The organism is Streptomyces fructofermentans, from assembly GCF_014651055.1.
GTDB classification, from domain to species: Bacteria; Actinomycetota; Actinomycetes; order Streptomycetales; family Streptomycetaceae; genus Streptomyces; species Streptomyces fructofermentans.
On sequence record NZ_BMWD01000032.1, the window covers coordinates 1 to 25913 of the forward strand.

19 protein-coding genes and 1 other RNA gene are annotated in these 25913 nt (G+C 71.5%); 8 read left to right on the forward strand and 12 right to left on the reverse strand.

The features are described from left to right. Nucleotides 1–63: 63 nt before the first annotated feature. From IE265_RS32405 to IE265_RS32420, 4 genes are all read right to left on the reverse strand, one after another. A complete protein-coding gene (locus IE265_RS32405; RefSeq protein WP_229916774.1) occupies nt 64–1407 on the reverse strand; it encodes an acyltransferase family protein in 1344 nt (447 codons plus the stop codon). Continuing rightward, a complete protein-coding gene (locus IE265_RS32410) occupies nt 1404–3584 on the reverse strand; it encodes a bifunctional polysaccharide deacetylase/glycosyltransferase family 2 protein (RefSeq protein WP_190039331.1) in 2181 nt (726 codons plus the stop codon). The genes IE265_RS32405 and IE265_RS32410 overlap by 4 nt, the downstream gene beginning before the upstream one ends. Beyond that, a complete protein-coding gene (locus tag IE265_RS32415; protein WP_190039332.1) occupies nt 3584–4498 on the reverse strand; it encodes a hypothetical protein in 915 nt (304 codons plus the stop codon). The genes IE265_RS32410 and IE265_RS32415 overlap by 1 nt, the downstream gene beginning before the upstream one ends. 387 nt (nt 4499–4885) lie before the next feature. Further along, nucleotides 4886–5857: a LysR family transcriptional regulator gene (locus tag IE265_RS32420; RefSeq protein WP_229916776.1), complete on the reverse strand. Its 972-nt coding sequence runs from the start codon at nt 5855–5857 to the stop codon at nt 4886–4888. Nucleotides 5858–6192: 335 nt separating this feature from the next. On the opposite strand from IE265_RS32420, the gene IE265_RS32425 reads away from it, so the two are divergent. From IE265_RS32425 to IE265_RS32455, 7 genes are all read left to right on the forward strand, one after another. After that, complete coding sequence (locus IE265_RS32425; protein WP_190039333.1) at nt 6193–7554, forward strand: MFS transporter; 1362 nt, start codon at nt 6193–6195, stop codon at nt 7552–7554. 164 nt (nt 7555–7718) lie between these two features. Beyond that, nucleotides 7719–9014, forward strand: a complete 1296-nt coding sequence (locus IE265_RS32430; RefSeq protein WP_190039334.1) for an ABC transporter substrate-binding protein — start codon at nt 7719–7721, stop codon at nt 9012–9014. Then, nucleotides 9011–9985: a carbohydrate ABC transporter permease gene (locus IE265_RS32435; RefSeq protein ID WP_190039335.1), complete on the forward strand. Its 975-nt coding sequence runs from the start codon at nt 9011–9013 to the stop codon at nt 9983–9985. The genes IE265_RS32430 and IE265_RS32435 overlap by 4 nt, the downstream gene beginning before the upstream one ends. Continuing rightward, a complete protein-coding gene (locus IE265_RS32440) occupies nt 9982–10839 on the forward strand; it encodes a carbohydrate ABC transporter permease (protein WP_190039336.1) in 858 nt (285 codons plus the stop codon). Before IE265_RS32435 ends, IE265_RS32440 begins: the two co-directional genes overlap by 4 nt. Nucleotides 10840–10850: 11 nt before the next feature. After that, entirely contained in the window at nt 10851–13160 is a 2310-nt protein-coding gene (yicI, locus tag IE265_RS32445; RefSeq protein WP_190039337.1) for an alpha-xylosidase, read from the forward strand. Then, nucleotides 13154–14158, forward strand: coding sequence for a LacI family DNA-binding transcriptional regulator (locus IE265_RS32450; protein WP_190039338.1), 1005 nt, complete (start codon nt 13154–13156; stop codon nt 14156–14158). The genes yicI and IE265_RS32450 overlap by 7 nt, the downstream gene beginning before the upstream one ends. Before the next feature lie 32 nt (nt 14159–14190). After that, nucleotides 14191–17214 carry a glycoside hydrolase family 3 protein gene (locus IE265_RS32455; RefSeq protein ID WP_190039339.1) on the forward strand — a complete coding sequence of 1008 codons (3024 nt, stop codon included), beginning with the start codon at nt 14191–14193 and terminating at the stop codon, nt 17212–17214. A gap of 81 nt (nt 17215–17295) precedes the next feature. On the opposite strand, the gene dacB is transcribed toward IE265_RS32455, so the two are convergent. From dacB to ftsE, 6 genes are all read right to left on the reverse strand, one after another. Continuing rightward, nucleotides 17296–18885, reverse strand: coding sequence for a D-alanyl-D-alanine carboxypeptidase/D-alanyl-D-alanine endopeptidase (gene dacB / locus IE265_RS32460; RefSeq protein ID WP_190039340.1), 1590 nt, complete (start codon nt 18883–18885; stop codon nt 17296–17298). A gap of 111 nt (nt 18886–18996) precedes the next feature. Continuing rightward, nucleotides 18997–19385: a transfer-messenger RNA gene (gene ssrA, locus IE265_RS32465) on the reverse strand. A gap of 107 nt (nt 19386–19492) precedes the next feature. Further along, complete coding sequence (gene smpB, locus IE265_RS32470) at nt 19493–20038, reverse strand: SsrA-binding protein SmpB (protein ID WP_190039382.1); 546 nt, start codon at nt 20036–20038, stop codon at nt 19493–19495. Nucleotides 20039–20129: 91 nt separating this feature from the next. Beyond that, nucleotides 20130–21299 carry a S41 family peptidase gene (locus tag IE265_RS32475; protein WP_190039341.1) on the reverse strand — a complete coding sequence of 390 codons (1170 nt, stop codon included), beginning with the start codon at nt 21297–21299 and terminating at the stop codon, nt 20130–20132. A gap of 67 nt (nt 21300–21366) precedes the next feature. Continuing rightward, nucleotides 21367–22284 (reverse strand): permease-like cell division protein FtsX, encoded by a 918-nt coding sequence (ftsX, locus tag IE265_RS32480; RefSeq protein ID WP_190039342.1) that lies wholly within the window; start codon nt 22282–22284, stop codon nt 21367–21369. A 46-nt stretch (nt 22285–22330) separates the two neighbouring features. Further along, complete coding sequence (gene ftsE / locus IE265_RS32485; RefSeq protein ID WP_190039343.1) at nt 22331–23020, reverse strand: cell division ATP-binding protein FtsE; 690 nt, start codon at nt 23018–23020, stop codon at nt 22331–22333. Nucleotides 23021–23391: 371 nt separating this feature from the next. On the opposite strand from ftsE, the gene IE265_RS32490 reads away from it, so the two are divergent. Beyond that, entirely contained in the window at nt 23392–23583 is a 192-nt protein-coding gene (locus IE265_RS32490; protein WP_190039344.1) for a hypothetical protein, read from the forward strand. Nucleotides 23584–23723: 140 nt separating this feature from the next. Here the strand turns inward: IE265_RS32490 and IE265_RS32495 are convergent, their stop codons facing one another. After that, nucleotides 23724–24305 carry an LPXTG cell wall anchor domain-containing protein gene (locus IE265_RS32495; protein WP_190039345.1) on the reverse strand — a complete coding sequence of 194 codons (582 nt, stop codon included), beginning with the start codon at nt 24303–24305 and terminating at the stop codon, nt 23724–23726. 305 nt (nt 24306–24610) lie between these two features. Further along, nucleotides 24611–25717 (reverse strand): peptide chain release factor 2, encoded by a 1107-nt coding sequence (gene prfB / locus IE265_RS32500; protein WP_190039346.1) that lies wholly within the window; start codon nt 25715–25717, stop codon nt 24611–24613. Nucleotides 25718–25913: the final 196 nt, after the last annotated feature.

Consider the following 25913-nt stretch of genomic DNA (forward strand, 5'->3'; position numbering starts at 1 on the left):
CCGTCGTGGACGCAACCGCGTCCACGACGGGGAACCCGCCCCGACTTCACGTACCGGCCGGACTCAGGACCTGCGCCGGGAGCCCTTCCGCTGCACGCCGTTGGGCCACAGCCGCGGACTCCGCTTCGCCGCGATGTCCTCGATCCAGCCCACCCCGAGGATCGTGAGACCGATCAGCGGCCACACCAGGAGGAACATCCAGATCGCGTACGTCGAGTCGAGCGCCGAGACCATGCTGTCGTCCATGAACGGGAGTTCGTAGAGCCGGTCGAGGATCGGGACCGTGGCCATGATCAGGAAGTTGTGCCAGAGGTAGATCGTGACGGCCCGGTTGTTGGACAGGGTCACCAGCTTGTCCCACTTGGCGAGGCGTCCGGGCAGCTCCTGCCAGGACGGGGAGTACTGGAGCAGGATCACCACGAAACCGAAGGACCAGGTCGCCTGGGCGAGCGGGATGTCGTTCAGGTCCCAGCCGTCCGGGCCCAGGTGCCCCGAGGCCCACCACAGGCCGAAGGCCATGATCAGCACCGCGCAGGAGACCGAGAGGTAGCGGGGCACCTTCTCCAGGAAGCCCTCGTGGTGGGCGATGCCGAGCACCCAGCAGCTGCCATACACCGCGAAGTCCGAGACGGCGTTGCCCGTCTCGCCCGGAATCGTGACCAGGCCCGTGCCGACCACGGCCGTCAGGCCCAGCGGAGCGAGCAGCGTCACCCACGGCACCCGGCGGAAGGCCCAGACGAGGAGCGGCGACGCGATCACGAACCACAGGTACGCGCGCAGGTACCAGAGCGGACCTGCCGCCTGGACCGCCCACGTGTTCTCCAGGAGGCCCGCCTTGTCGCCGAGGCTCCACGGGTAGGGCGGTGCGCCTATCGGGACGAAGTAGTTGACGAAGCTGATGAGACCCCAGGTGCCCCCGTGGTCGGGGTCCTCGGAGGGGTTCCAGCCGCCCGCGAACATCAGGGCCAGGGCCACCACGCTGAACGCCCAGAGCGGCGGCAGCAGCCTGCGGATCCGGCCTCTGATCACGCCCGCCGCGGGCCGCTTCAGCGAGCGCGCCATCAGCGAGCCGGCCAGCGCGAACATGACGCCCATGGAGGGGAAGAGGACCGTCAGCCACGCCCAGCCGAAGAGGTGGTAGACGACCACGCGGACCAGCGCGATGGAGCGGAGCAGGTCCAGATAGCGGTCGCGGCCCGGCTTCTTCGCCTTCGGCGCGGGCTCGGTCCGCGCCGGCGGCTCCGGGACGGGTTCCGTCACGGGTTCCGGCCGCTCGGCTGCCAGGTGCCCTGCCTCGCCGGTCCGCTGGTACGGGACGCCCTGCTGCTCGCCGTACGGCGGCCAGTAGGCGTTGCCGGCCCCGGTGTGTCCGGTGTGTCCGGTGTGTTCGGTGTGCCCGTGCGTCATCCCACCGGCCTCCGTTCGTCACCGCGGACCGGCTCACGGGGGGCCGCGACCGGCGCCTCCACCACGCCCGTGCGACGCAGCTTCTGCCAGCGCAGACGGCCTCCGGTCAGGGCGGTGATCCAGGACTGGAGCAGGACGACGTACATCAGCTGCCGGTAGAGGACCTGCTGGAGCGGGAGCGAGAGCAGGTGGGTCATGCGTTCCTTGTCCAGGCGGAACGCGTACGCGGCGCACACCGCCTGGATGAGCAGGACGCCCAGCCATGCGACGACCGTCTTCTGCGTGGGGCCGAAGACCAGGCCGTACAGCAGGAACACGTCGATCAGCGGTGCCAGCAGCGGCGCCACGATCATGAACAGCGCCACCAGCGGGAGGCCGATCCGGCCGAAGCGGCCCGACGGGCCCCGTTCGATGACCGCCCTGCGGTGCTTCCAGATGGCCTGCATGGTGCCGTACGACCAGCGGTAGCGCTGCGACCAGAGCTGCTGGACGGACTCCGGCGCCTCGGTCCAGGCGCGGGCGTTCTCCGCGTACACGACCCGCCAGCCGTCGCGGTGCATGGCCATCGTGATGTCGGTGTCCTCGGCGAGGGTGTCCTCGCTCATGCCGCCGACGCGTTCGAGGGCGGAGCGGCGGAACGCGCCGACCGCGCCCGGGATGGTCGGCATGCAGTTGAGCATGTCGTACATGCGGCGGTCGAGGTTGAAGCCCATCACGTACTCGATGTGCTGCCAGGCACCGATCATCGAGTTGCGGTTGCCGACCTTCGCGTTGCCCGCGACCGCTCCGACGCTCGGGTCGCCGAAGGGCTGGACGAGTTCGCGGACGGTGGCCGGCTCGAAGACCGTGTCGCCGTCCATCATCACGATGAGGTCGTAACGCGCGTTGGCGATGCCCCGGTTGAGCGCCGCGGGCTTGCCCGCGTTGAGCTGGCGCACCACGCGCACGTTCGGCAGGCGCAGGTTCTCCACGATGCGGGCCGTGCCGTCGCTCGAACCGTCGTCGATGACGAGGACCTCGATGGGGTGCTCGCCGGCCATGAGCGAACGCACCGTGTTCTCGATGCACTTCGCCTCGTTGTACGCGGGCACCAGCACCGACACCGGCTCGGTGACGGGCCGTCCCCAGCGGAAGCCGCGGCGGCGCACCCGGCGGGCGTGCAGCGCGGAGAGGATCAGCATCAGGCCGAAGCGTGCGAAGACCAGGACACCGATGACAGCGAGGCCGACGACGAGCGCGCCGGTCGTGTTCTCCGAGGCCTGGACGGCGTAGACCCAGGCCTTGCCCTTCCACAGTTCGAGTCCGGAGACCTTCGTGTGGGCGCTGGGGGCGCCGAGGGCCTCGGTGAGGTTGTCGAACTCGTAGCCCTTCCTGCCGAGGTCCGGCAGCAGGCGGTCGAGTGCCTCGACGGTCTGGTGGCGGTCGCCGCCGGAGTCGTGCATCAGGACGATGGCGCCCTTGCGGCCCTGGGGCGTGGCGCGGCGGACGATCTCGTCGACGCCGGGCTTCTTCCAGTCCTCACTGTCGGTGTTGTTGACGACGGTGATGTAGCCGCGGCTGCCGATGTACTGGGTGACCGGCCACGACTTGTTGTCCATGGCGTCGGCGAACGAGGAGTACGGCGGGCGGAACAGCGAGGTGCGGACACCGGCCGCGCCCGCGAGCGCGAGCTGGTTCTGGGACAGCTCCCAGTCGATGCGCCGATGCGACTGGAAGGAGAGGTCGGGGTGGTTGAAGGTGTGCAGTCCGACCTCGTGGCCCTCCTCGACCATGCGGCTGACGAGGTCCGGGTAGCGGGAGGCCATCGTGCCGGTGACGAAGAAGACCGCGTGCGCGTCGTGCTTCTTGAGCACGTCGAGGACCTTGGGGGTCCACTCGGGGTCCGGTCCGTCGTCGAAGGTGAGGACCAGGCGGTGGTCCGGCAGGGACAGGCTGCCCGCCTTGCCCCCGCGGGTGTCGATGACCGGGCCGCCCTCCAGGATCTCGTCCGGGACGCGGTCGGTGGCGGCGGGCTCCTGGATGCGGTGGTCGGCGAGGATCTCGCTGTGCACGAATCCGCGCAGCATCAGCATCGCCATGAGGGCGACGAGGACGAGCGAGGGGAGCAGGTAACGCATGGGCAGGCGTCGGCGCCGGGCGCCTCGCTCTGCGCGGCGGCGGCTGGTGCGCGGTGCCATCAGAGGATGTTCTCCGGGGACGGGGAGTGCTGGAGGGACGAGGACGCGAGCGCCACGGTGAGCGGCGCCGGTTCGGAGGCAGGGGCCTCGGCGTCGGGCGTCCCGGCGATCGGCGCGGGAGTGTGCTGTGCACCGGCGACGGTGTCGGTGCCACCCGCGGCAGGCGGGTCCGACGGGTCGACCGTGGCGGTCTCCGTCGGGTCCGGGTCGGGCGTGGCCGGTTCGGAGTCCGTCGGCTCGGGGTCGTTCGACGGCTTCGGGTTGCTGCCCGGCTTGGTGCTGGTCTGGGAGGGCTTGGGGTCGGACGTCTTGCCCGTGCCCGAGACGCTGGCCGACGGGTCGGCCGAGCCGCTCGCCTCGGGTGTGCCGGTGATCTCGCCGCCGGCCGACGGGCTCTCGCCCGGGGAGGGGCTGACCGTGCCGGACGGGTCGACGGAGTCGGCGGGGAGCGACGGGGTGTCGACCTTGCCGGCGGGCTTGTTCTCGTCCTGACCGGGTACAGGGAGCCAGGGCGCGCTCGAGTTGCCGGACAGGAGCGTGGCGAGGATGACGACCGCGTAGACGGCGCAGGCCAGTCCGACGGCCATGCCGATCCGGCGGTATCTGCGGCTGCGGCGGCCCGTCTCGTCGACGAAGACCGGGCCGTCCGAGGGCTCCTGGGCGCTGGGCGCGCCCTTGGCCTGCTGGACGAGCCAGTCCTCGAGCTGCTGGCCCACGCCGTCGAGCTGGATCGTGACCTCGTGCGGGTCGTGGGTGTGCTCGGGGCGCCGGGCCTCCTGCCAGGAGTCCTGGCCGAGGCTGCCGTCGGAGTCGTACGCGAAGCCGGCGTCGGTGCCCGGGTCGCCCCAGACGGACCCGCCGGAATCCGACCGGGCCCCGCCCGGCTCGCCGAATCCCGGTCCCGTACCTGTCATTGCTTCGCCACCCGGCTCGTTGATCTTCTGGCGCGGCACCGACGGGCCCGCCGCACCGCCGAACCATCCCTCGGGGTGACCGGAGTCACCGCGGAACGGCCGGTCGGCGTCGCCGAAGGGCGATCCGCCGACCTCACGACGGGCCGACGGATCGGCTCCACCCCCGACCGGGCGGCCGGTACCGCTCCGACCCGGTTGAGCGTCTTCCCGCCAATTTTCCACGCGCACGCACATCCCCCCAGGGACTGGTTCAAGGGTGCGCACACGACCCGGGCACTCGCACTTTCGTCGTCCGGACCGGACCCCCATCCGATCCGAGCGCCCCCTTTACCACACTGCACCCGGGCCATGAATGTAGCGCACATACGCAACAGGGAGAGTTACGTGTCAGAACCGGCTCATCATGATGAGTGCATCTGTGGCCGGAATCCATCCTTCAGCGGGCCGCTTGAGCCACCCTTCCGCGTCCGCGAGGCGCGCGGCCGCGGTGCGCAGTGCCGTGATTCCGCGATGCACCAGCCCCTTGCGCCACACCAGCGACACGGGTGACAGGGGGACGGGGTCGACCAGGGGGCGCAGGACCGAGGTGGGCATGGCCGGAAAGTCACAGACGGCGAGCACGGGGGTCCGCGTCTTGGCCATGATCCTTTGGAACTCATCGGCCCCGACGGCCAGTGGGGCGGGTGCCGCGACCTCGATTCCGCGTCCCTCGAAAAGCTGACGGGCCAAATCGGTCCATTCCAACGTCCGGGGGTTGCCGGCGCCCGCGTAGACCTGTTCGCCGGCCAGCGCGGCGAGCGGTACGGCGTCGAGCGGGGCCAGGCGGTGGTCCTCGGGGAGGATGACGGCCATCGGCTCGTAGCGCACGGGCTGGTGGTCCAGCCGGGCGCGGAGGACGGGGTCCAGGCCGGCGAACCGCCCGAAGGACGCGTCGAGCCTGCCCGCGAGCAGTTCGCCCGCGGCGCCGGTGAGGCCGCTCTCGAAGCGGGACATCAGCTCGCAGTCGGGGGCGAGTTCGCGGGCCAGGGCGAGCACGCGTCCCGAGACCAGGCCGGGGGTGTTCACGTCCACCAGGAGCGGCCGCTCGGTGTCCGGCCCCCGGAACGCGGCGAGCAGCTCGTCCTGCGCCTGGAGGGCCCGTCGCGCGTACGGCAGCAGCCGCTCGCCCTCGGGGGTCAGCGCCACCTGGCGCGTGCTGCGCACGAACAGCTCGGCGCCCAGTTCCCGCTCCAGGCGCCGCACGTCACGGCTGAGGGCCTGCTGGGCGACGTACAGCCGGGCGGCGGCGCGGGTGAAGTGCAGGTCCTCGGCGACGGCGAGGAAGGCGCGCAGCAGACGGGGTTCGAGGTGGGCGGACACCCGGGGAATTTACAACGCGGACGCGTGAACGGGTGTCGATCAGGTGTTGGACTCCCGGCGCGGGGCCGGGCGACCGTTGATCCATGCCGCAGCACCCAGCCCCGCACCCGGCCCCGCACCGCGACACCCCGAAGCATGACGCCCCGCAGCACCCGGCCCCGCACCGCGACGCCCCCCGACCCTCGCAGCCCTCTCGGCCGGCACGGCTTCCGCAACCCCGGCGGCCGGACGCGACCGGCGCGACCGGGACGCCCTCCGCAGCGGACGCGTCCCGGACGGCCGGGACGACCGCCACGACCGACGCGCCCCGGACGACCGACGCGACCGGGACGACCGTGCCACGCACGCGCCGGTCCCGGAACCCGTACCGCGCGCTCTTCGCCATCCCCGGCACCCGGGCGTTCACGATCGGGAATCTGATCGCGCGTCTGCCGATGGGCATGTTCAGCGTGAGCGCCGTGATCATGATCGCCGGGGCGCGCGGCTCGTACGCGCTCGCCGGTGCCGTCACCGCCGCGGGGCTGGCCGCGACCGCGGTCGTCGCACCCTGGACGGCCCGGCTCGTCGACCGTCACGGCCAGGCGCGGATCGCCGTGCCCGCGACGGCCCTCGCGGCGCTCGGCTCGCTGTCGCTGCTGCTGTGCGTCCGGTACGGGGCGCCCGACTGGACCCTGTTCGCGGCGTACGCGGCGACGGCCACGACACCCAACACCGGGGGCATGTCGCGGGCGCGCTGGGCCCATCTCCTCAAGGGGGAACCGGCACGGCTGCACACCGCGAACTCCTTCGAGCAGGCGGCCGACGAGCTGTGTTTCATGCTCGGCCCCGTACTGGCAGCGTTCCTGTGCGGGACGCTCTTCCCGGAGGCCGGCACGCTCGTCGGGGTGGTCCTGATGCTCACCGGGGTGCTGGTCTTCGCCGCGCAGCGGTCCACGGAACCGCCCGCCGGAGGCCGCGCCTCGACGCCCGGGCCGTCCCCGGCGCGCGCGCCCGGGATGCCCCCGCTGCTGTTCGGCTTCCTCGCCACCGGCGCGGTGTTCGGCTCGATGGAGGTCGTCACGATCGCGTTCGCGGACGCACAGGGACACCGTGCGGCGGCCGGTGCGATCCTCGCGCTCCAGGCGGCCGGCTCGTGCGCGGCGGGACTCGTCCTCGGAGTGCGCGGACCGCGGGGTCCCGTGGAGCGCGCGTACCTGGTGAGCGTCGCCGCGATGACCCTCCTCATGGCCCTGCCCCTGCTCGCCGCCTCGCTCGCCGGCGGACTCGTCCTGCCGGCCCTCGCACTGCTGGTCGCCGGGACGGCCACGGCGCCGACGATGGTCACCGCGATGACCCTGGTGCAGCACCGCACGCCCGAGGGCCGGTCGAACGAGGGGATGACGCTGGCGGTGACGGGGCTGCTGGGCGGCATCGCCTGCGGGTCGGCGCTCGGCGGGTGGGTGGTGGAGCACGGCCCCACGGGCGAGGCGTCCGCGGGGTACGCGGTGCCCGTGGCCGCGGCCGCCGCAGCGCTGCTGATCGCGGCGGCCACCTCCCGGGCGGTGACGGGAGCGGTCGCCGGGGCCCTCGGCCGTCCGGGGAGCCGCACACGTCCCGCGGCGGCCGGACCCTCCGAGTCCCCGGAGCCGTCGGGGTCCCAGGGGTGCACGAAGCCCTCCGAGTCGCCGGACGTCTCCGGATCCCGTCCATCCCATTGACGCGTACGCGCCCCCCACATACCTTCCCCCGTCGAAGCGCTTCGACGTCCTGTGTCGAATCGATTCGACGCACCCCGCGGGGCGACCCCCGCGACGGGCACGACGAGCGCGGCGAACACGACTCACCTGGACAGTGAGCCATCCGACTCCCCTGGAGGCACTGGATGTTGACGGCACGAAGGCGTGTGATGGCGACGGCTGCGGCGGTTCTGTGCGGAACCCTGCTGCTGGCCTCCTGCGGCGGCTCGGACAGTGGGTCCTCCGACGGGAAGACACTCAGGCTGTGGCACTACGAGGGCCCCGACAGCGCGATGGGCCTGGCCTGGAACGCGGCGATCGAGGAGTTCGAGAGGACGCATCCGGGCGTGGAGGTGAAGTTCGAGGAGAAGGGCTTCGAACAGATCCAGAAGACCGCCCCGATGGTCCTCAACTCGGGTGACGCGCCCGACCTCATGGAGTACAACAAGGGCAACGCCACGGCCGGCCTGCTGTCCAAGCAGGGGCTGCTCACCGATCTGTCCGCCGAGGCCGCCGAGCGCGGCTGGGACAGGAAGATCAGCGCGAGCGTGCGGACCACCAGCCAGTACGACGCCCGCGGTGTGATGGGGTCCGGCAAGTGGTACGGCATCCCCAACTACGCCGAGTACACGATGGTCTTCTACAACAAGGACCTCTTCGAGAAGCACGGCGTGGCCGAACCGAGGACGTTCGGCGAGCTGACCGCGGCCATGGACGCGTTCGTCGACAAGGGCGTCACGCCGCTCGCCAACGCGGGCGCCGAGTACATGGCGCAGCAGTACCTGTACCAGCTGGCGCTGTCGAGGGCGGACCGCGGCTGGGTGGACTCCTACGAGCTGTACCAAGGGAAGAGCGACTTCCACGACGCGGCCTGGACGTACGGCGCCGAGACCTTCGCCGACTGGGTGCGCAAGGGCTACATCAGCGAGAAGTCCAGTGGGACGAAGGCGGAGGACGCCGGGGTCTCCTTCATCCGGGGCGAGAGCCCGATCCTGTTCTCCGGCAGCTGGTGGTACGGCCGCTTCGTCGCGGAGAACAAGTTCGACTGGGGCACCTTCCTGTGGCCCGACTCGGCCATGACCCTGGGCTCCGGCGGCAACCTCTGGGTGGTGCCCAAGGGCGCCGCGAACAAGGACCTCGCGTACGACTTCATCGACATCACCATGTCGAGGAGGATCCAGAACCTGCTGGGAAACAAGGGCGGGGTGCCGGTCGCCGCCGATCCCGCCGCGATCACGGACCCGCGGGCCAAGGGGCTGATCGAGAACTTCAACACCCTCGCGGAGAGGGACGGCCTGGCCTTCTACCCGGACTGGCCCGTGCCCGGCTTCTACGACGTCCTCGTCTCCGAGACGCAGAAGCTCATCACGGGCGACGCGACCCCGGACGCCTACCTGGACGCCGTGCAGAAGGCGTACGACAAGGGCGTACCGAAGACATGACGGTCACCGTCGAACGGGGCGGGCGGGCGGTCCGCAGGAAGCGGGACCCGCACCGCCCGCGCCGTCCGCGCCGGTCCCGCGACCCGTACGCGCTGTTCCTGCTGCCCGGCGCCCTCGCGTTCCTCGCGGTCGTCGTCGTGCCGTTCCTGATGAACACCGGCGTGAGCTTCACCGAGTGGCAGGGGGTGGGCACCCCGCGGTGGACCGGGCTCGCCAACTACCGCGAGCTGCTGGACGACTCGGAGTTCTGGGCGTCCTTCCGGCACAGCCTCCTGATGGTCGTCGCGATGGCCGTGGTGCCCACCGCCGTCGGCCTGGTCCTCGCGGCCGCCCTGTTCGACTTCGTCGGCCGGCACTTCGGGACCCGGACGGCCTCGGTGCTGCGCGCCTGCTTCTATCTTCCGCAGGTGCTGCCGATCGCGGTGGCGGGCATCGTGTGGAGCTGGATCCTGGCGCCGGAGAACGGGGCGCTGAACGAGCTGCTGAGCGTCCTGCACCTCGGCTCGTGGCAGCGGGACTGGCTGGGCGACCCGGACCTCGCGCTGTACAGCGTCATGGGCGTGATGGTGTGGGTCCAGCTCGGCTTCCCGCTGGTCGTCTTCATGGCGGGGCTCCAGCGCGTGGACCCTCAGCTGCACGAGGCGGCCGAGCTGGACGGCGCGGGCTGGTGGCGGCGGTTCCGGCACGTCACGCTGCCGCAGATCCGCCCGGAGATCCATGTGGTCCTGCTGTGGTGCACGATCGCCGCGCTCAAGGTCTTCGGCGCGGTCTACGTGCTCACCAAGGGCGGCCCGGGCGGCGCGACCGAGGTGCCGTCGTACTTCTCCTTCACCACCTTCTTCGAGAAGACGCAGGTGGGTTACGGCGCGGCGGTCTCCACCGTGCTGACCGTGATCATCCTGGCGCTGGCCGTGGCGGGGCTGCGGTGGCAGACCCGCGTGGAGGACGCCGAGGAAGGAGTCGCGCGATGAGCGCCGTACGCCGCCCGGCGGGCCGGCCGCGTTCCGCGGTCCTCTCCCGGTACCCCGTGCTGGTCGCCCTGGCCGTCGGGGCGCTGTTCATGGTGCTGCCGTTCCTGATCGTCGCCGTCAACGCGGTGAAGTCTCCGGCCGAGTACTCGGCGGGCGGTCCGCTCAGCCTTCCGGACGGGCTGTACCTGGACGGCCTGAAGGACTTCTGGGAGCGCGTCGACTTCGGGCAGAAACTGCTCAACTCCGTGCTGATCAGCGGCAGTGTGGCCGTGCTCGCGGTCGTCCTGTCCGTACTGAACGCGTACGCGATCGGCATCGGCCGGATCAGGGGCCGCGCCTGGGTGCTCGCCTTCTTCGTGCTGGCGAACACCCTCCCGCAGGAGGCGCTGGTCTACCCCGTCTACCACCTGAGCAAGGAGGCCGGGCTGTACGACACCCGGCTGAGCGTGGTCATCGTCTTCACCGTGATCCAGGCCGCGTTCGGTACGTATCTGCTGGCGGCGGTGCTCGGCCGGTTCCCCCGCGAGATCGTCGATGCCGCCCGGATCGACGGGGCGAACGCGTGGCAGGTGCTGTGGCGGATCGTGGTCCCGGTCAGCCGGCCGACCCTCGGCGTCCTGCTCGTCTTCTTCTTCGTGTGGACCTGGAACGAGTTCCTGCTCCCCCTGGTCATGCTGATCTCCAACGACAACCAGACCGTCTCGGTGGCGCTCGGCGTCCTCCAGGGACAGCGCCTGATGGACGCCACGATGACGAACGCGGCGGCCCTGCTGGGCGTGCTGCCCGCCATCGTCTTCTTCCTCGTCTTCCAGCGGACACTCACCCGCGGCATCGCCGTGGGTGCCGTCAAGTAAGGGGTGTGCGTGTGAAGTTCACCGACGGCTACTGGCTGCTGCGGGAGGGCGTGAGCGCCGCCCACCCGGTCGAGGTGCTCGATGTGACGGCCGGGCAGGGCACGTTGGAGATCCACGCGCCGACCCAGCCCATCCGCCACCGCGGCGACCTGCTGAAGGGACCGGTCGTGACGATCAGCGCGCACGCGCCGATGCCGGACGTCATCGGCGTCACGTTCACCCACTTCGAGGGCGAGGAGCCGCGCGGTCCGCGGTTCGAGCTGGGGCACGAGGAGTTCGCGGCCCACGCCGGGTACGACGAGGAGTCCGCGACGCTCACCTCGGGCGCCCTGTCCGTCAGGGTGGCCAGGTCCGGGCCGTGGCACGTGGACTTCCTCGCGGACGGCCGCACGCTCACCACCAGCGGCCCCAAGGGCATGGGCATCATGCGGGACACCGCCGGCGGCGGGCACTACCTGCGCGAGCAGCTCGACCTGGGCGTGGGCACCCATGTCTTCGGGCTCGGCGAGCGGTTCGGGCCGCTGGTCAAGAACGGCCAGGTCGTCGACATGTGGAACGCCGACGGCGGCACCGCCACGGAACAGGCGTACAAGAACGTGCCGTTCTATCTGACGGACGCGGGCTACGGCGTCTTCGTCGACCATCCGGGCCGGGTGTCCTTCGAGGTCGGCTCCGAGGCGGTGTCCCGTGTGCAGTTCAGCGCGGAGACCCAGCAGCTCACGTACTACGTCGTGTACGGGCCCACTCCGAAGGAGATCCTGCGCAAGTACACGGCGCTCACCGGGCGCCCCGCGCTGCCGCCCGCCTGGTCGTTCGGGCTGTGGCTGTCGACGTCCTTCACCACCTCGTACGACGAGACCACCGTCAGCTCCTTCATCGACGGCATGAAGGAGCGCGAACTCCCGCTGTCGGTCTTCCACTTCGACTGCTTCTGGATGCGGGAGTTCAACTGGTGCGACTTCGAGTGGGACCCGCGGGTCTTCCCCGACCCGCGGGGGATGCTGGCCCGCCTCAAGGAGCGCGGAGTGCGCATCTGCGTCTGGATCAACCCGTACATCGCGCAGCGCTCCCCGCTCTTCGCGGAGGGGAAGGAGCTGGGACACCTGCTGCGCAGGCCGGACGGCGGTGTCTGGCAGTGGGACCTGTGGCAGCCGGGAATGGCCCTGGTGGACTTCACCGGTCCGGCGGCCCGGGACTGGTACGCGTCGAAGCTCGCGGCACTGCTCGACCAGGGCGTCGACTGCTTCAAGACCGACTTCGGGGAGCGGGTCCCGGTCGACGTGGCGTACGCGGACGGCGCCGACCCCGAGCGGATGCACAACTACTACTCGTACCTGTACAACCGGACCGTCTTCGACGTGCTGCGCAAGCACCGGGGCGAGGAGGAGGCCGTCGTCTTCGCCCGTTCGGCGACCGCGGGGAGCCAGCAGTTCCCCGTGCACTGGGGCGGCGACTGCGAGGCGACCTACGAGTCGATGGCGGAGTCGCTGCGCGGCGGGCTGTCGCTCGGGCTGTCCGGGTTCGGCTACTGGAGCCACGACATCGGCGGCTTCGAGGGCACGCCGACACCCGCGCTCTTCAAGCGGTGGATCGCGTTCGGACTGCTGTCCTCGCACAGCAGGCTGCACGGCTCCTCGTCCTACCGGGTCCCCTGGCTGTTCGACGAGGAGGCCGTGGACGTCCTGCGGCTGTTCACCCGGCTCAAGCTGCGGCTGATGCCCTACCTGTACGAGGCGGCCCGCACCGCGCACACGGAGGGCGTGCCGATGATGCGCGCCATGGTCCTGGAGTTCCCGGACGACCCCGGGTGCGCCCATCTGGAACGGCAGTACATGCTCGGCCCCGACCTGCTGGTCGCGCCGGTGTTCTCCGACGAGGGCGAGGTGTCGTACTACGTGCCCGAGGGGACCTGGACCCACTTCCTGACCGGGCGGCGGGAGACGGGCCCCCGCTGGGTCCGTGAACGGCACGGCTTCCTGAGCGTGCCGCTGCTCGTCAGGCCCGGCGCGGTGGTCCCGGTCGGCGCCGTCGACGACCGGCCGGACTATCCGTACGCGGACGGGGTCACCCTGCACGCGTACGCCCTGGAGCGGGGCGCCCAGGTCACGCTCTCCGTGGCCGGCACCGCCTTCACCGTCGTGCGCGAGGGGGACACCCTGCGGGCCTCGTCGAGCGACCCGTCGGCACCGTGGGCGCTGGCGGCGGGCGGCCGGACCGCGCGGGCGGCGGCCGGGACCGGCTTCCTGTCGCTCGAACTGGAGCCGGAGGCCCGGGAGCCGCGCGCCGGGGAACCGGGGCGGGGGCGGGGACCGGCATGGTGAAGATCACCGACGTGGCGCGGCACGCCGGCGTGTCCCCCAGCACGGTGTCGTACGCGCTGAGCGGCAAGCGCCCGATCTCCGAGGAGACCAGGCAGCGGGTCGAGGCCAGCATCCGCGAGCTGGGCTACCGGCCGCACGCCGGCGCCCGGGCCCTGGCGAGCAGCAGGTCGAACGTGCTCGCGCTGGTCGTGCCGCTGCGGGCGGGCATCCATGTGCCGGTGGTGATGCAGTTCGCGGTGTCCGTGGTGACGGCCGCCCGGCGGCACGACCACGACGTGCTGCTGCTCACGCAGGAGGAGGGCGGGGACGGGCTGCGGCGGGTCGCGGACACGGCCCTCGTGGACGCGCTCATCGTGATGGACGTCCAGTTGCACGACGGACGGCTGCCGCTGCTGCGCGCCCTGGACCGCCCGTCGGTGCTCATCGGCTTCCCGGCCGAGCCCGCCGGGCTGACCTGCATCGACCTGGACTTCGCGGCGGCGGGCGAGCTGTGCGTCGAGCATCTGGCGGGGCTCGGGCACCGGGTGGTCGCACTCGTGGGCTCGCCGCCCGAGGTGTACGTGCGGGGGACGGGGTTCGCGCAGCGGGTCGTCCGGGGCTTCACCGCGGCGGCCGACCGGTGCGGGCTGTCCTCCTCGGTGCACCCGTGCGAGGCGGGCCCTGCCGCGGCCCGGCGGGTGGCCGAACTGCTCCTGCGGGAGCGGCCCGCCCTGACGGGTGTCGTCGTGCACAACGAGCCGGTCCTGGAGCCGCTCATCGACGCGTTCGAGGCGATGGGCCTGCGCGTGCCCGGGGACCTGTCGGTCACGGCCATCTGCCCGGACGAGGTGGCCGGGCGGGCCCGCGTCCCGGTCACCTCCGTCGCCATACCCGCCGCCGAGGTGGGCGCCGGGGCGGTGGACCTGCTGATGAGGAAGCTCGGCGGAGCCGCCGTACCGGAGGCGACCCTGCTGTCCCCGCGGCTGACCGTGCGGGCGAGCACGGTGCCGCGTCCCTGACCTTGCAAGCCACTGGCCCGAGGAGCCGTGACATGAGAGGCACGAGAGGCACGAGAGGCGCAAAAGGCACGATCCGCACGAGGGGCACGAGCCGCGGACGCGGCGGGAGCGGCGCGAGGGGCACGGGGAGCGGGAGGAGACCGGGCACCGCGGTCGTCCTGGCGCTGGCCCTGATCGGCGGCCTCGGTGCCGCAGGACCGGCGGGGGCCGACGAGCCCCCGTACCCCTTCCGCGATCCGCGGTTGCCCACCGCCGCCCGCGTAAACGACCTGCTGTCCCGTCTCACACTCGACGAGAAGGTGTCCCTGCTCCACCAGTGGCAGCCGGCGATCCCCCGTCTCGGCATCCGGGCGTTCAGGACCGGCACCGAGGCGCTGCACGGGGTGGCCTGGCTCGGGGAGGCGACCGTCTTCCCGCAGGCCCTGGGGCTCGCGTCGACGTGGGACCCCGCGCTGGTCGAGCGGGTGGGCTCGGCGGTGGGCGACGAGGTGCGCGGGTTCCAGCGGGAGCGTCCGGCCGGCTGGGGCCTCAACGTGTGGGCGCCCGTGGTCAATCCGCTGCGCGACCCGCGCTGGGGCCGAAACGAGGAGGGCTATTCGGAGGACCCGTACCTCACCGGCTCGATGGCCACCGCGTACGGCACGGGACTGACCGGTGGCGATCCGGACCATCTCAGGACGGCGCCCACGCTCAAGCACTTCCTCGGCAACAACAACGAGGTGGACCGCACCACCACCTCCTCCGACCTGCGCCCGCGAGTGCTCAAGGAGTACGAGGAGCCGGCGTTCACGCCCGCGGTCGAGGCAGGTGCGGCGACCGGGGTGATGTCCTCGTACAACCTGGTCAACGGCCGTCCCGCGACGGTGAATCCGGCGCTGGACGAGCTGCGCGGACGGTCCCCGCGCGGGCTGCTGAACGTCACGGACGCGTACGCGCCGAACAATCTGGCCGGCACCGGCAGCCAGAAGTACTACGAGACGCTCGCCGAGGGGAACGCGGCGGCGCTGAAGGCGGGCGTCGACAGCTTCACGACGGACGACACGAACGCGGGACCGACGACGGCGTCCGTCGAAACGGCCCTGGAGAAAGGCCTGTTGGAAGAGTCGGACGTGGACGCCGCGGCCGGGCACATCCTCGGTGTACGGGTGAGGCTCGGCGAGTTCGACCCCGGCGGCGGGCGGTACGGGTCCGTCGACGCGTCCGTGGTGAACAGCCCGGCCCACCGCGCCCTGGCCCGCGAGGCGGCGGCCGACGCGGCGGTGCTGCTGAAGAACACGGGCGCGCTGCCCCTGAAGGCCTCCGCGAAGGACGTGGCTGTCGTCGGCCCGCTCGCCGACACCCTGTACACCGACTGGTACTCGGGCACGCTCCCGTACGCGGTCACCCCGGCGGAGGGCATCGCCGCCCGCCTCGGCGGGCCGGTGGCCGGCAGCGAGGGCGTGGACCGGATCACGCTGAGGAACGCGGAGAGCGGCGCGTACGTGAGGGCGGGCGCGGACGCCGGCGGCGGGCCGCTCGCGGAGGGGCCGGCCGCGGGGACCGCCGCGGAGTTCGACGTGTTCGACTGGGGTTCCGGCATCGTGACGCTGCGGTCGGCGGCGAACGGCAAGTACGTCGGCTACGACTGGTCGGGCTTCGTCAACGACCAGGCGCAGCCCAACGGCTGGTTCGTGCAGCAGCAGTTCGCGCTGGAGGAGCAGGCCGACGGCACCCTTCTGCTGCGGTACGCGGGCTACGAGACCCGGGAGCCGTGGTGGTCGAACCCGGTCTACCTCGGTCCGACGGGACCCGACGGCAGACTCGGCCTGGTGCCCGAGGCGGACGCCGCGCGCTACACGCGGGACGTCGTCCGCAGCGGCGCGGAGGAGGCCGTCGCGGCGGTGGAGGGCCGCGACGCGGCGGTCGTGGTGGTCGGCTCGATGCCCGCGATCAACGGGCGCGAGAACGACGACCGCGAGGACATGGGGCTCGCACCCTCGCAGGAGGCGCTGGTCAGAGCGGTGCGCAGGGCGAATCCGAACACCGTCGTGGTCGTCGAGAACAGCTACCCGACGACCATCGGCGCCCTCCAGAAGGAGGTTCCGGCGGTGCTGTGGACCACGCACGCGGGCCAGGAGACCGGCAACGCCCTCGCCGACGTGCTCTTCGGCGACGTGAACCCGGCCGGCCGGCTCACCCAGACCTGGTACCGCTCGGAGTCCGACCTGCCGTCGATCCTGGAGTACGACAACATCAAGTACGACCGCACGTACCAGTACTTCCGGGGTGAACCGCTGCACCCCTTCGGCCACGGGCTGTCGTACACCTCGTTCCGCTACGGGAAGGTGAAGCGCGTCGACGGCGGGTACGAGGTCGACGTCACCAACACGGGCACGCGCGCGGGCGACGAGGTCGTGCAGCTCTACACCCACCAGCGGGTGTCGCGCGACAAGCAGCCGCTGCGGCAGCTGGAGGCGTTCCGCCGCGTCTCGCTCGAACCGGGGCGGACGAGGACCGTGCGGCTGCCGCTCGCGGAGGAGGACCTCGCGCACTGGGACGTCACCCGCTCCCGCTGGGTGGTGGAGGGCGGCACGTACGACATCGCCGTGGGCGCCTCGGCCGGGGACATCCGCTCCCGGGCCACACTCGCCGTGCGCGGCGAGACGATTCCGCCCCGTGACCTGTCCCGGGTGACCCGGGCCGAGAACTTCGACGACTACGAGGGCGTACGGCTGGTGGACGAGTCCAGGGCGCGGGGCACCGCCGTGGGCGCCTCCGGCGACGGGGCGTGGCTCTCCTTCGCCGACACGGGGCTGGGGGCACGGGCCGGCACGTTCCGTGCCCGGGTGTCCGGCGGGGGCGGAAAGGTGGAGGTCCGGCTCGGTTCCCCCACCGGCAGGCTGGTCGGTACGGCCACGGCGCCCGCGACGGGGTCCGTGTACACGTACGCCGAGGTCGGCGCCCCGCTCGCCTCCGCCGCGAAGGGACGGCAGGACGTGTACCTCGTGCTGGAGGGCGGCATCCGGCTGTCCACCTTCTCGATCTCCCGGGCAGCCGCGCGACCCGGCGTGGGCTAGCGGCCCGGGCATCCCGGGCGCCGGGCACGCGGGGCCCGGGACCCCTGCGGTCCCGGGCCCCGCGTCCGGCTCAGCGCCCCCTCAGCACCGGACCGGCTTGCGCCACGAGCACTCCAGGTCCGCCGCGCGCTCGGCGCCCCGGGCGCCGGCGGGCCGCGCGGGGTCCGCCGCGTCGGGCGTCGACCGTGCCAGGGTCACCACGATCGCGTCCTCCAGCGGCTTCACGGACGCGGCGAGGTAGTTGTTGAGGACGACGCTGTAGACGAGTTCGCGCCCGCTCGCGTCGGTCACATAGCCGGACAGCGCCGACGCCCCGGTCAACGACCCCGTCTTGCCGCGCGCGTTGAGGGCGGCGGGTGTCCCGCACATCCTCGTGCGCAGGGTGCCGCCCACGAACCGGTCCGGGGCGCAGGCGACCGGCAGGGACCGGTACCAGTCGGCGTACCAGGGCTCGTCCCGCACCGCGAGCAGCAGCGTCGCGAACTGCCCGGCGGTGAAGGCGTTCATCCGGGACAGGCCGGACCCGTCCGCCTGCCGCAGCCTTCCCGTGTCGACGCCGACGCCCTTCGCGTAGCCGGTGACGGCGGCGAGCCCGGCGCTCCAACTCCCCTCCCCCGCCGCCTCGTACCCCATGGCCTTGGTGAGGACCTCGGCGTGCATGTTGTTCGACAGCTTCATGAACGGGACCAGCAGGTCCTTGAGGGGCATCGAGTCGTGCGAGGCGAGGAGCCGCGCCCCCTCGGGGGTGGCCCGCCCCAGCCGGGTGGGCCCGGTCACCCGCACCCCGTGCGCGGCCAGCGCGTCACGGAACACGGCGGCCGCGTACCCGGTGGGCTCCCACACCGTGACCCACTCCTTGGCGCCCGGGCCGCCGACCGGTGTCGTACCGGCGACGGTGATCGTGCCGCTCCCGTGCCCGCGCTCCACGGTCAGGTCGTTCGCCCCGCCCGCGGCGACCGTGGTGGCCGACACGTCGACGTCGACGTACGCGGTCCTCGGCGTCACGGTGACGACGGGCTCGTCACCGGCCGCGGCACCCGGAGCGACCTGCACGATCACGGTCCCGGTGTCGTAGTCGGCGTCCGGGGCGACGCTCAGCGCGGAGATCTGCGCCGAGTAGTACGAGGACTCGTCGTCGGCGGCCCAGGAACGGCCGAGCCGTGCCCGGTCGAAGCGGGTGTCGTCGGCGACGAGCCGTCCGGTGACACGGGTGACGCCCGACGCGGCGACGCGTGCCGCCAGCCCGTCGTAGTCCGCGGCCAGGGCGGTCGGGTCGCCCGTGCCGCGCAGGTACAGGTCGCCCTTCAGGGCGGTGCCCTGCCGCCGCCCGGTGGCGAGGACGTCCGTGGTGAAGCGGTACTCCGGGCCGAGGAGTTCCATGGCGGCCGCCGACGTGGTCAGCTTGGTGTTGGAGGCGGGCATGAGGCGTTCGGTCGGCCGGTGCCGGTAGAGCACCTCACCGCTCGTGGCGTCGGCGATCACGACGCTCGCCGTGCCGCCCTCCAGCCTGCCGTCCCCGAGAATCGTGTCGACGGCCTCCGGGAGCCCGCTGCTCCCCGCGTCCGCCCCGGCCGGCGCGCTCCATCCGGGCACGGCCACCAGCAGCCCCACGACGACCGCCCAGGTCCACCGGCGCCCGCGGGAGTTGTGTGCTCTCTTGGGTCTTCTCATGCCACAGCAGCATCCAGCAGGACGCGCCCGCCGCACAGGGGGCCCGCACGGGCCCGTGACACGGCGAAGGCCCCGCTGCCTGGGCAGCGGGGCCTTCGCCTCACATGGGAATTGTGGAGATGGCGGGAATCGAACCCGCGTCCAACGGTGCAGAATCAGGGCTTCTCCGAGCGCAGTTCGCTGCGATTTTCTCAGCCCCGGAGATCACGCGAACAAGTCTCCGACGGGCTCAGTCACTGTTTGGTTTCCCGCCGAACCCCGTGACCGGGCTCGACGGTTTAGTCCCCTAGATTATGCCAGGGTCCGGGTCGGGAACATCCCCGGTCTGACACCCATTAAGGGTCCTTCACTCACTGCTTATTAGGCAGCGAGGGCGAAGGACTGGGAATCGCTCTTGGAAGTGGCGATTATTTGTTGCGACATATGGTTAACGAGATCATTGCCGCTTCCTCGGCTCGCTTCCCCTGCTTCGACAGCCGCTGTCGAAACCGATCATCCCCATGTTGTTTTTTCAAAATCCGCACCCTCGAAGGGGCACTGGTGCCATCGTACGTGACCGACGCGCGACGATGCCACCCTGTTTCCCGCGGGCCGCACGCGACCCGCCCTACTCGCCCCGCTGCTTCCTCTTGGCCGCGGCGATCGCCCGGTCCGACTCGCGCCGGTCCTGCTTCTCCCGCAGCGTCTGACGCTTGTCGTACTCCTTCTTTCCCCGGGCGAGCGCGATCTCCGCCTTCGCCCGGCCGTCCTTGAAGTACAGGGCCAGCGGAACGATCGTGTGGCCCGTCTCCTCCGACTTCGACGCCAGCTTGTCGATCTCCTCACGGTGCAGCAGCAGCTTGCGCTTGCGGCGGACCGTGTGGTTGGTCCACGTGCCCTGGCTGTACTCGGGGATGTGGGCGTTGTGCAGCCACGCCTCGTTCCCGTCGATCTGGACGAAGCCGTCGGTCAGCGAGGCGCGGCCCTGGCGCAGCGACTTCACCTCGGTGCCGGTGAGCACGAGCCCGGCCTCGTAGGTGTCGATGATCGCGTAGTCGTGGCGCGCCTTCTTGTTCTGCGCGACGATCTTGCGCTTGCCGTCCTTGGCCTTGCCGGCGGCCGCCCCGCCCTGCTTGGGCTGGGACTCTTTCGGTACGTACATGCCCTTGCTCATAGTGCTGGCCATTTTCGCACTACAGGGGGGCCGGAGGGAAAGCCCATTTCGCGGTCGTCGGACGGTCGGCCGCGCGGGCCCGCGCTCCGGGCTACGAGGCGTCCCCGAGCCCGCTCAGCATGGTCTCGGCCCGCTTCAGCGCCCCCGCCTCGGCCTCCACGTCGGGGGTGAGGCCGCGGCCGTCCACACTGCGCCCGGAGGGGGTGCGGTAGTGCCCGACCGTCAGCTCGGCGACCGAACCGCCGGGCAGCCTGCTGGGCATCTGCACCGAGCCCTTGCCGAAGGTCCTGGAGCCGACGACGACCGCTCGGCCCCGGTCCTGGAGGGCGCCGGTGAGCAGTTCGGCCGCGCTCATCGTGCCGCCGTCGACCAGCGCCACGAGCGGCCTGGTCGTGTCGCCGCCGGGGTCGGCGTGCAGGGCCCGCTGGTCGCCGTCGACGTCGTACGTGGCGACGAGGCCCCCGTCGAGGAAGGCGGAGGCGGTGGTGACGGCCTCGGTGACCAGGCCGCCGGAGTTCCCCCGCAGGTCCAGGACGATCCCGGCGTCCGGTTCCGCGGCGGCCACGGCGGTCCGTACGAGGTCGCCCGAGCCCTTGGTGAAGGCGTCGACCTTGATCACGCTCACGCCGTCGGCGAGCTCCCTGACCGTGACGGAGTCCGTGGAGAGCCGGGCCCGGCGCAGGGTCTCGTTCCACGCGCGGCCGTCACGCTCCAGGCCCAGGGCGACGGTCGTCCCGGCGGACGCGTCGGTGGCGTCGCCCCTGAGTAAGGAGACGACCTCGGTGACGGGCCTGCCGTCGACGCTGTGGCCGTCGACACTGCGCAGCCGGTCGCCCTTGCGGATGCCGGCGGTCCGCGCGGGCGAGCCGGCCTGCACCCGGGTCACCTCGATGCGGCCGTCCCTCTCCCGCCGCGCCCACAGGCCCACGCCCGTGTACTGGCCGTCGAGGGCGTCCTCGAACTCCTCGTACTCGCCGCGCGAGTACACCGCGCCCCAGCGGTCGCCGCTGCGGCTGACCGCGCGCTCGGCGGCCTCCACGGGGGACTTGCCGTCGGCCGCCGCCTCGGCGGCCGCGTCGACGACGTCGTCCCGGTGGCCGGCGGGGGCGTGCGCCCCCTCGCGCGCGGACGCGCCGTTCCGGCCGGATCCGTCGAACGAGCCGGTGGCCGCGCCCGTGGCGAGCACGCCGGCGAAGACCAACGTCAGGGCCGCCCCGCGGCGGATGCGGCGGGGCTGACAGAACAGGTCGCGGCCTGACATGCCGGTGAGTCTAGGACAACGAGAAGGGCCGTACCGGCTGTTGCCGGTACGGCCCTCTTGGCATGTGTCACACCTTCAGGTACTTGCGCAACGCGAAGAAGGCGGCGAGCGCGGGCATCAGCAGGCTCGTCGCGAGGATGAGCGGCAGCTTGGTGAGCACGGCGTCCCAGCCGATGAAGTTGATCAGGTTCAGCTTCTCCGACAGGGCCAGGCCGTGGTCGATGATGAAGTACCGGGCGATCAGCAGGAAGGCGCACGCGACACCGCCGCCGATCAGTCCGGCGACCGCGGCCTCCGCGATGAACGGCGCCTGGATGTAGAACCCGGAGGCGCCCACCAGGCGCATGATCCCGGTCTCACGCCGACGGCTGAACGCGGACACGCGCACGGTGTTGACGATCAGCATCAGCGCCACGACGAGCATCATCGCCATCACCGCGCGGGCGGCCCAGTTCATGCCGTTGAGCAGCCCGAAGAGGTTGTCGAGGATGCCCTTCTGGTCCTGCACGGACTGCACTCCGGCACGGCCGTCGAAGGCGGTCGCGATGACCTGGTACTTCTCCGGGTCCTTCAGCTTGATGCGGAACGACTCCTGCATCTGGTCCGGGGTGAGCGAGGCGGCCAGCGGGGAGTCGCCGAACTGCTCCTTGTAGTGCTTGTAGGCCTCGTCGCTCGACTCGTGGTCGACGTTCTCGACCACGGGCATCTTGCCGAGGTCGGTCTCGATCTGCTTCTTCTGCTCGGTGGTGACCGCTCCCTTGGCGCAGTTGGGGTCGGACTCCGCGTCGCTCTTGTTGCAGAGGAAGATCGAGACGTTGACCTTGTCGTACCAGTACCCCTTCATCGTGTTCACCTGGTCGCTCATGAGGAGCGAGCCGCCGAACAGGGCGAGGGACAGGGCGACCGAGACGACGACCGCGAAGGTCATCGTCAGATTGCGGCGGAGACCGACACCGATCTCCGACAGAACGAACTGGGCGCGCATGGCGTCTGTTTGGGCCTTTCCGTGGACGGGCGCGGAGCGGGGGCGGTCAGTGCTGGTAGCCGTAGACGCCGCGCGCCTGGTCGCGGACGAGACGGCCCTTCTCCAGCTCGATGACGCGCTTGCGCATCTGGTCCACGATGTTCTGGTCGTGCGTCGCCATCACGACGGTGGTGCCGGTCCGGTTGATCCGGTCGAGCAGCTTCATGATGCCGACGGAGGTCTGCGGGTCGAGGTTTCCGGTGGGCTCGTCCGCGATCAGCAGCTTGGGACGGTTGACGAAGGCTCTCGCGATCGCCACACGCTGCTGCTCACCGCCGGAGAGCTCGCCGGGCATCCGGTCCTCCTTGCCGCCGAGGCCGACGAGGTCGAGCACCTGGGGCACGGACTTGCGGATCTCGCCGCGCGACTTGCCGATGACCTCCTGCGCGAAGGCCACGTTCTCGGCGACCGTCTTGTTCGGCAGGAGCCGGAAGTCCTGGAACACGGTCCCCAGCTGGCGGCGCATCTGCGGCACCTTCCAGTTGGAGATGCGGGCGAGGTCCTTGCCCAGCACGTGCACCTGGCCGTGGCTGCACCTCTCCTCGCGGAGTATCAGCCGCAGGAAGGTGGACTTTCCGGAGCCCGAGGAGCCCACCAGGAACACGAACTCGCCGCGCTCGACCTCCAGGGAGACGTCCCGCAGCGCGGGGTGGGTCTGCTTGGGGTAGACCTTGGACACGTTGTCGAATCGGATCACGGATGCACCACAGGCCGTCGGGGGTAGATGAGCGTGACCATACGCGAACCGGGTGCGCCACCGCAGGCACCGGTCTGGGTTGCGCAAGGCTTGTGTGCTTTTGTGCCTGCCCGTCCGCGCGGGCGCGGGGTGCCGCCCGCGGCGGGAGCGGTGGACGCGCGGCCGGCACCCGCGCCGGACGCCGCCGGGCGTTCCCGGCCACTCCCCCGCACCCCCTCCCCAAAGGGGGATTTCCCCGCCTAACCGGCGGAGCGCCGGGGCAGGATAAGGCGAGCCGCGCCGATTCCCCCGGAACCTGGCACAGTGGAGGGGGAACGTTCGCGTTCCCGACAGCGTTGTGTACGTGGAACCGGTGCAAGGAGGGCAAGCGCATGACGTACGACCGGCTGGTGTGCGCGAACTGTGCCGCGCCCGTGAACGAAGGCCGCTGCCCCGTCTGCCGCGCGAACCGCGAGCGGCTGCAGCACGAGGGCCCCTTCGGCGGGCTCAACCCGATGGCGCTCATCGCGCTGCTCGCCGTCCTGATCGCGGCCGTGGCGCTGCTGGCCCACCAGACCGCCTAGGAGCCTCCCGGGCCGGAGCGCGCCGCACGAGGACGACGCCCGCGGGACACGAGGACATACGGGAAGGGCCCGGAGCGGTGCGCTCCGGGCCCTTCCCGCGTACGGACTCCTGTGGTGTCCGTCACCTGTGACGCGTCGCGTCAGGCGGCGGCACCCCGGCCGTCCATCAGGCGCGGCAGCATCCGGAAGCCGATGCCTCCGGCGATCATCGTCGCCGCTCCGATCAGCAGGAACGTGATGTTCTCGGCGGCTCCGGTCTCGGCCAGCTCGTCGCCGGTGCCCTGGGCGGAGGTGTCCGAGCCGGTGTCGGTCAGTGCCTCCTTGCCGGCGCCCTGCTCGACGGGCTTGGAGCCGCCGCCGTCGGGGTCGGCCTCGTTGCCGCCGCTGCCGTTGCCGCCGGTGCCGCCGCCCGGGGCGGTGGGCTCGTCGGTGGGCTCGTCGGTCGGCTCCTCCGTGGGTTCGGTGGGCTCCTCCGTCGGGTCGGTCGGCTCCTCGGTCGGCTCGTCCGACGGGATCACGGTCGGCTCGTCGGTGGGATCGGCCGGGTCGGTGGGCTCGTCGGTCGGGTCCTCGACCGCGACGCCGACACCGACACCGTCCGCGCCGACGTTGACGCCGACGTCGAGAGCCGAAGCGGCACCGGCGGCGGTCAGCGAGGCACCGGCGGCGATCACGGCGCCGGCGGCTATCCGCGCGACACGAATGCGCGTCTTCTTGGTCATCTGGTTGCTACCCCCAGTAGCTCATCGTCAGTGGTGCAGCGTCCGGGGCGGCGACCTCGGGGGGTGGTTCGGTGAGGCCCCCGGTTCGCTTGCGCCCCAGAAGTACGCATGCCGCGCGTCAGCCTTCCCACTTTTCAGAGCAGCGTCAAGGTCGTTGCGACCGCCATGTCCAGATCAAGGCCATATGACCGGCACGACAACATGTGACTGTGACGCAGAACCCAGACACCGCCCAGCAGAAAGGGCAACCACCGCCTGGCGCACGGTAGTTGCCCTGTCGATAAAACGACGTCTGCGAATGCCCTCTACTTCTCCTGCTGCTTGCGCCAGCGAATTCCGGCTTCGAGGAACCCGTCGATCTCACCGTTGAACACGGCCTCGGGGTTGCCCACTTCGAACTCCGTACGCAGGTCCTTGACCATCTGGTACGGGTGCAGGACGTACGAACGCATCTGGTTGCCCCAGGAGTTGCCGCCGTCGCCCTTGAGGGCGTCCATCTTGGCCTGCTCCTCCTGGCGGCGCCGCTCCAGCAGCTTGGCCTGGAGCACGTTCATCGCGGTGGCCTTGTTCTGGATCTGCGACCGCTCGTTCTGGCAGGAGACGACGATGCCGGTGGGGATGTGGGTCAGCCGCACCGCGGAGTCGGTGGTGTTCACGCCCTGGCCGCCGGGGCCCGAGGAGCGGTACACGTCCACGCGCAGCTCGGACTCGTCGATCTCGACGTGGTCGGTCTGCTCGACGACGGGCAGCACCTCCACACCGGCGAAGGAGGTCTGGCGGCGCCCCTGGTTGTCGAAGGGCGAGATGCGCACGAGGCGGTGGGTGCCCTGCTCCACGGAGAGCGTCCCGTAGGCGTAGGGGACCTGGACGGCGAAGGTGGTCGACTTGATGCCGGCCTCCTCCGCGTACGAGGTCTCGTAGATCTCCGTCTTGTAGCCGCGCTGCTCGGCCCAGCGCAGGTACATGCGCTGCAGCTTCTCGGCGAAGTCGGCCGCGTCGACGCCGCCGGCCTCGGCGCGGATGTTCACCAGGGCCTCGCGGGAGTCGTACTCGCCCGAGAGGAGCGTCCTGACCTCCATCTCGTCCAACGCCTTCCTGACGGCGACGAGCTCGCTGTCCGCTTCGGCGCGGGTGTCCGGGTCGTCCTCCTCCTCGGCCATCTCGAAGAGCACGGCCAGGTCGTCGATGCGCCCGCGGAGCGCCTCGGCCTTGCGCACCTCCGCCTGGAGGTGGCTCAGCTTGCTGGTGATCTTCTGCGCCGCCTCAGGGTCGTCCCACAGGGACGGCGCCGCCGCCTGCTCCTCGAGCACGGCGATGTCTGCCCTCAGCCTGTCGAGGTCCAGGACGGCCTCGATCGACTCCATGGTCGAGGAGAGGGACTTGAGCTCTTCGGATACATCGACGACTGCCACGCCTCCAGCGTAACGGCTCCGCCGGGCGGGGGGCTCCGCCGGTGCGGGGGGCTCCGCCCCGGCGCGGGTGCCTGGGGGTGCCGGGGGCCCTGGAGGGGTGCCCGGGGCTCCTGGAACCGTCCGCGCAGTTCCCCGCGCCCCTTCAGGCGTGACCGGGACCACCGTGACCGTCGCGCAGTTCCCCGCGCCCCCAAGA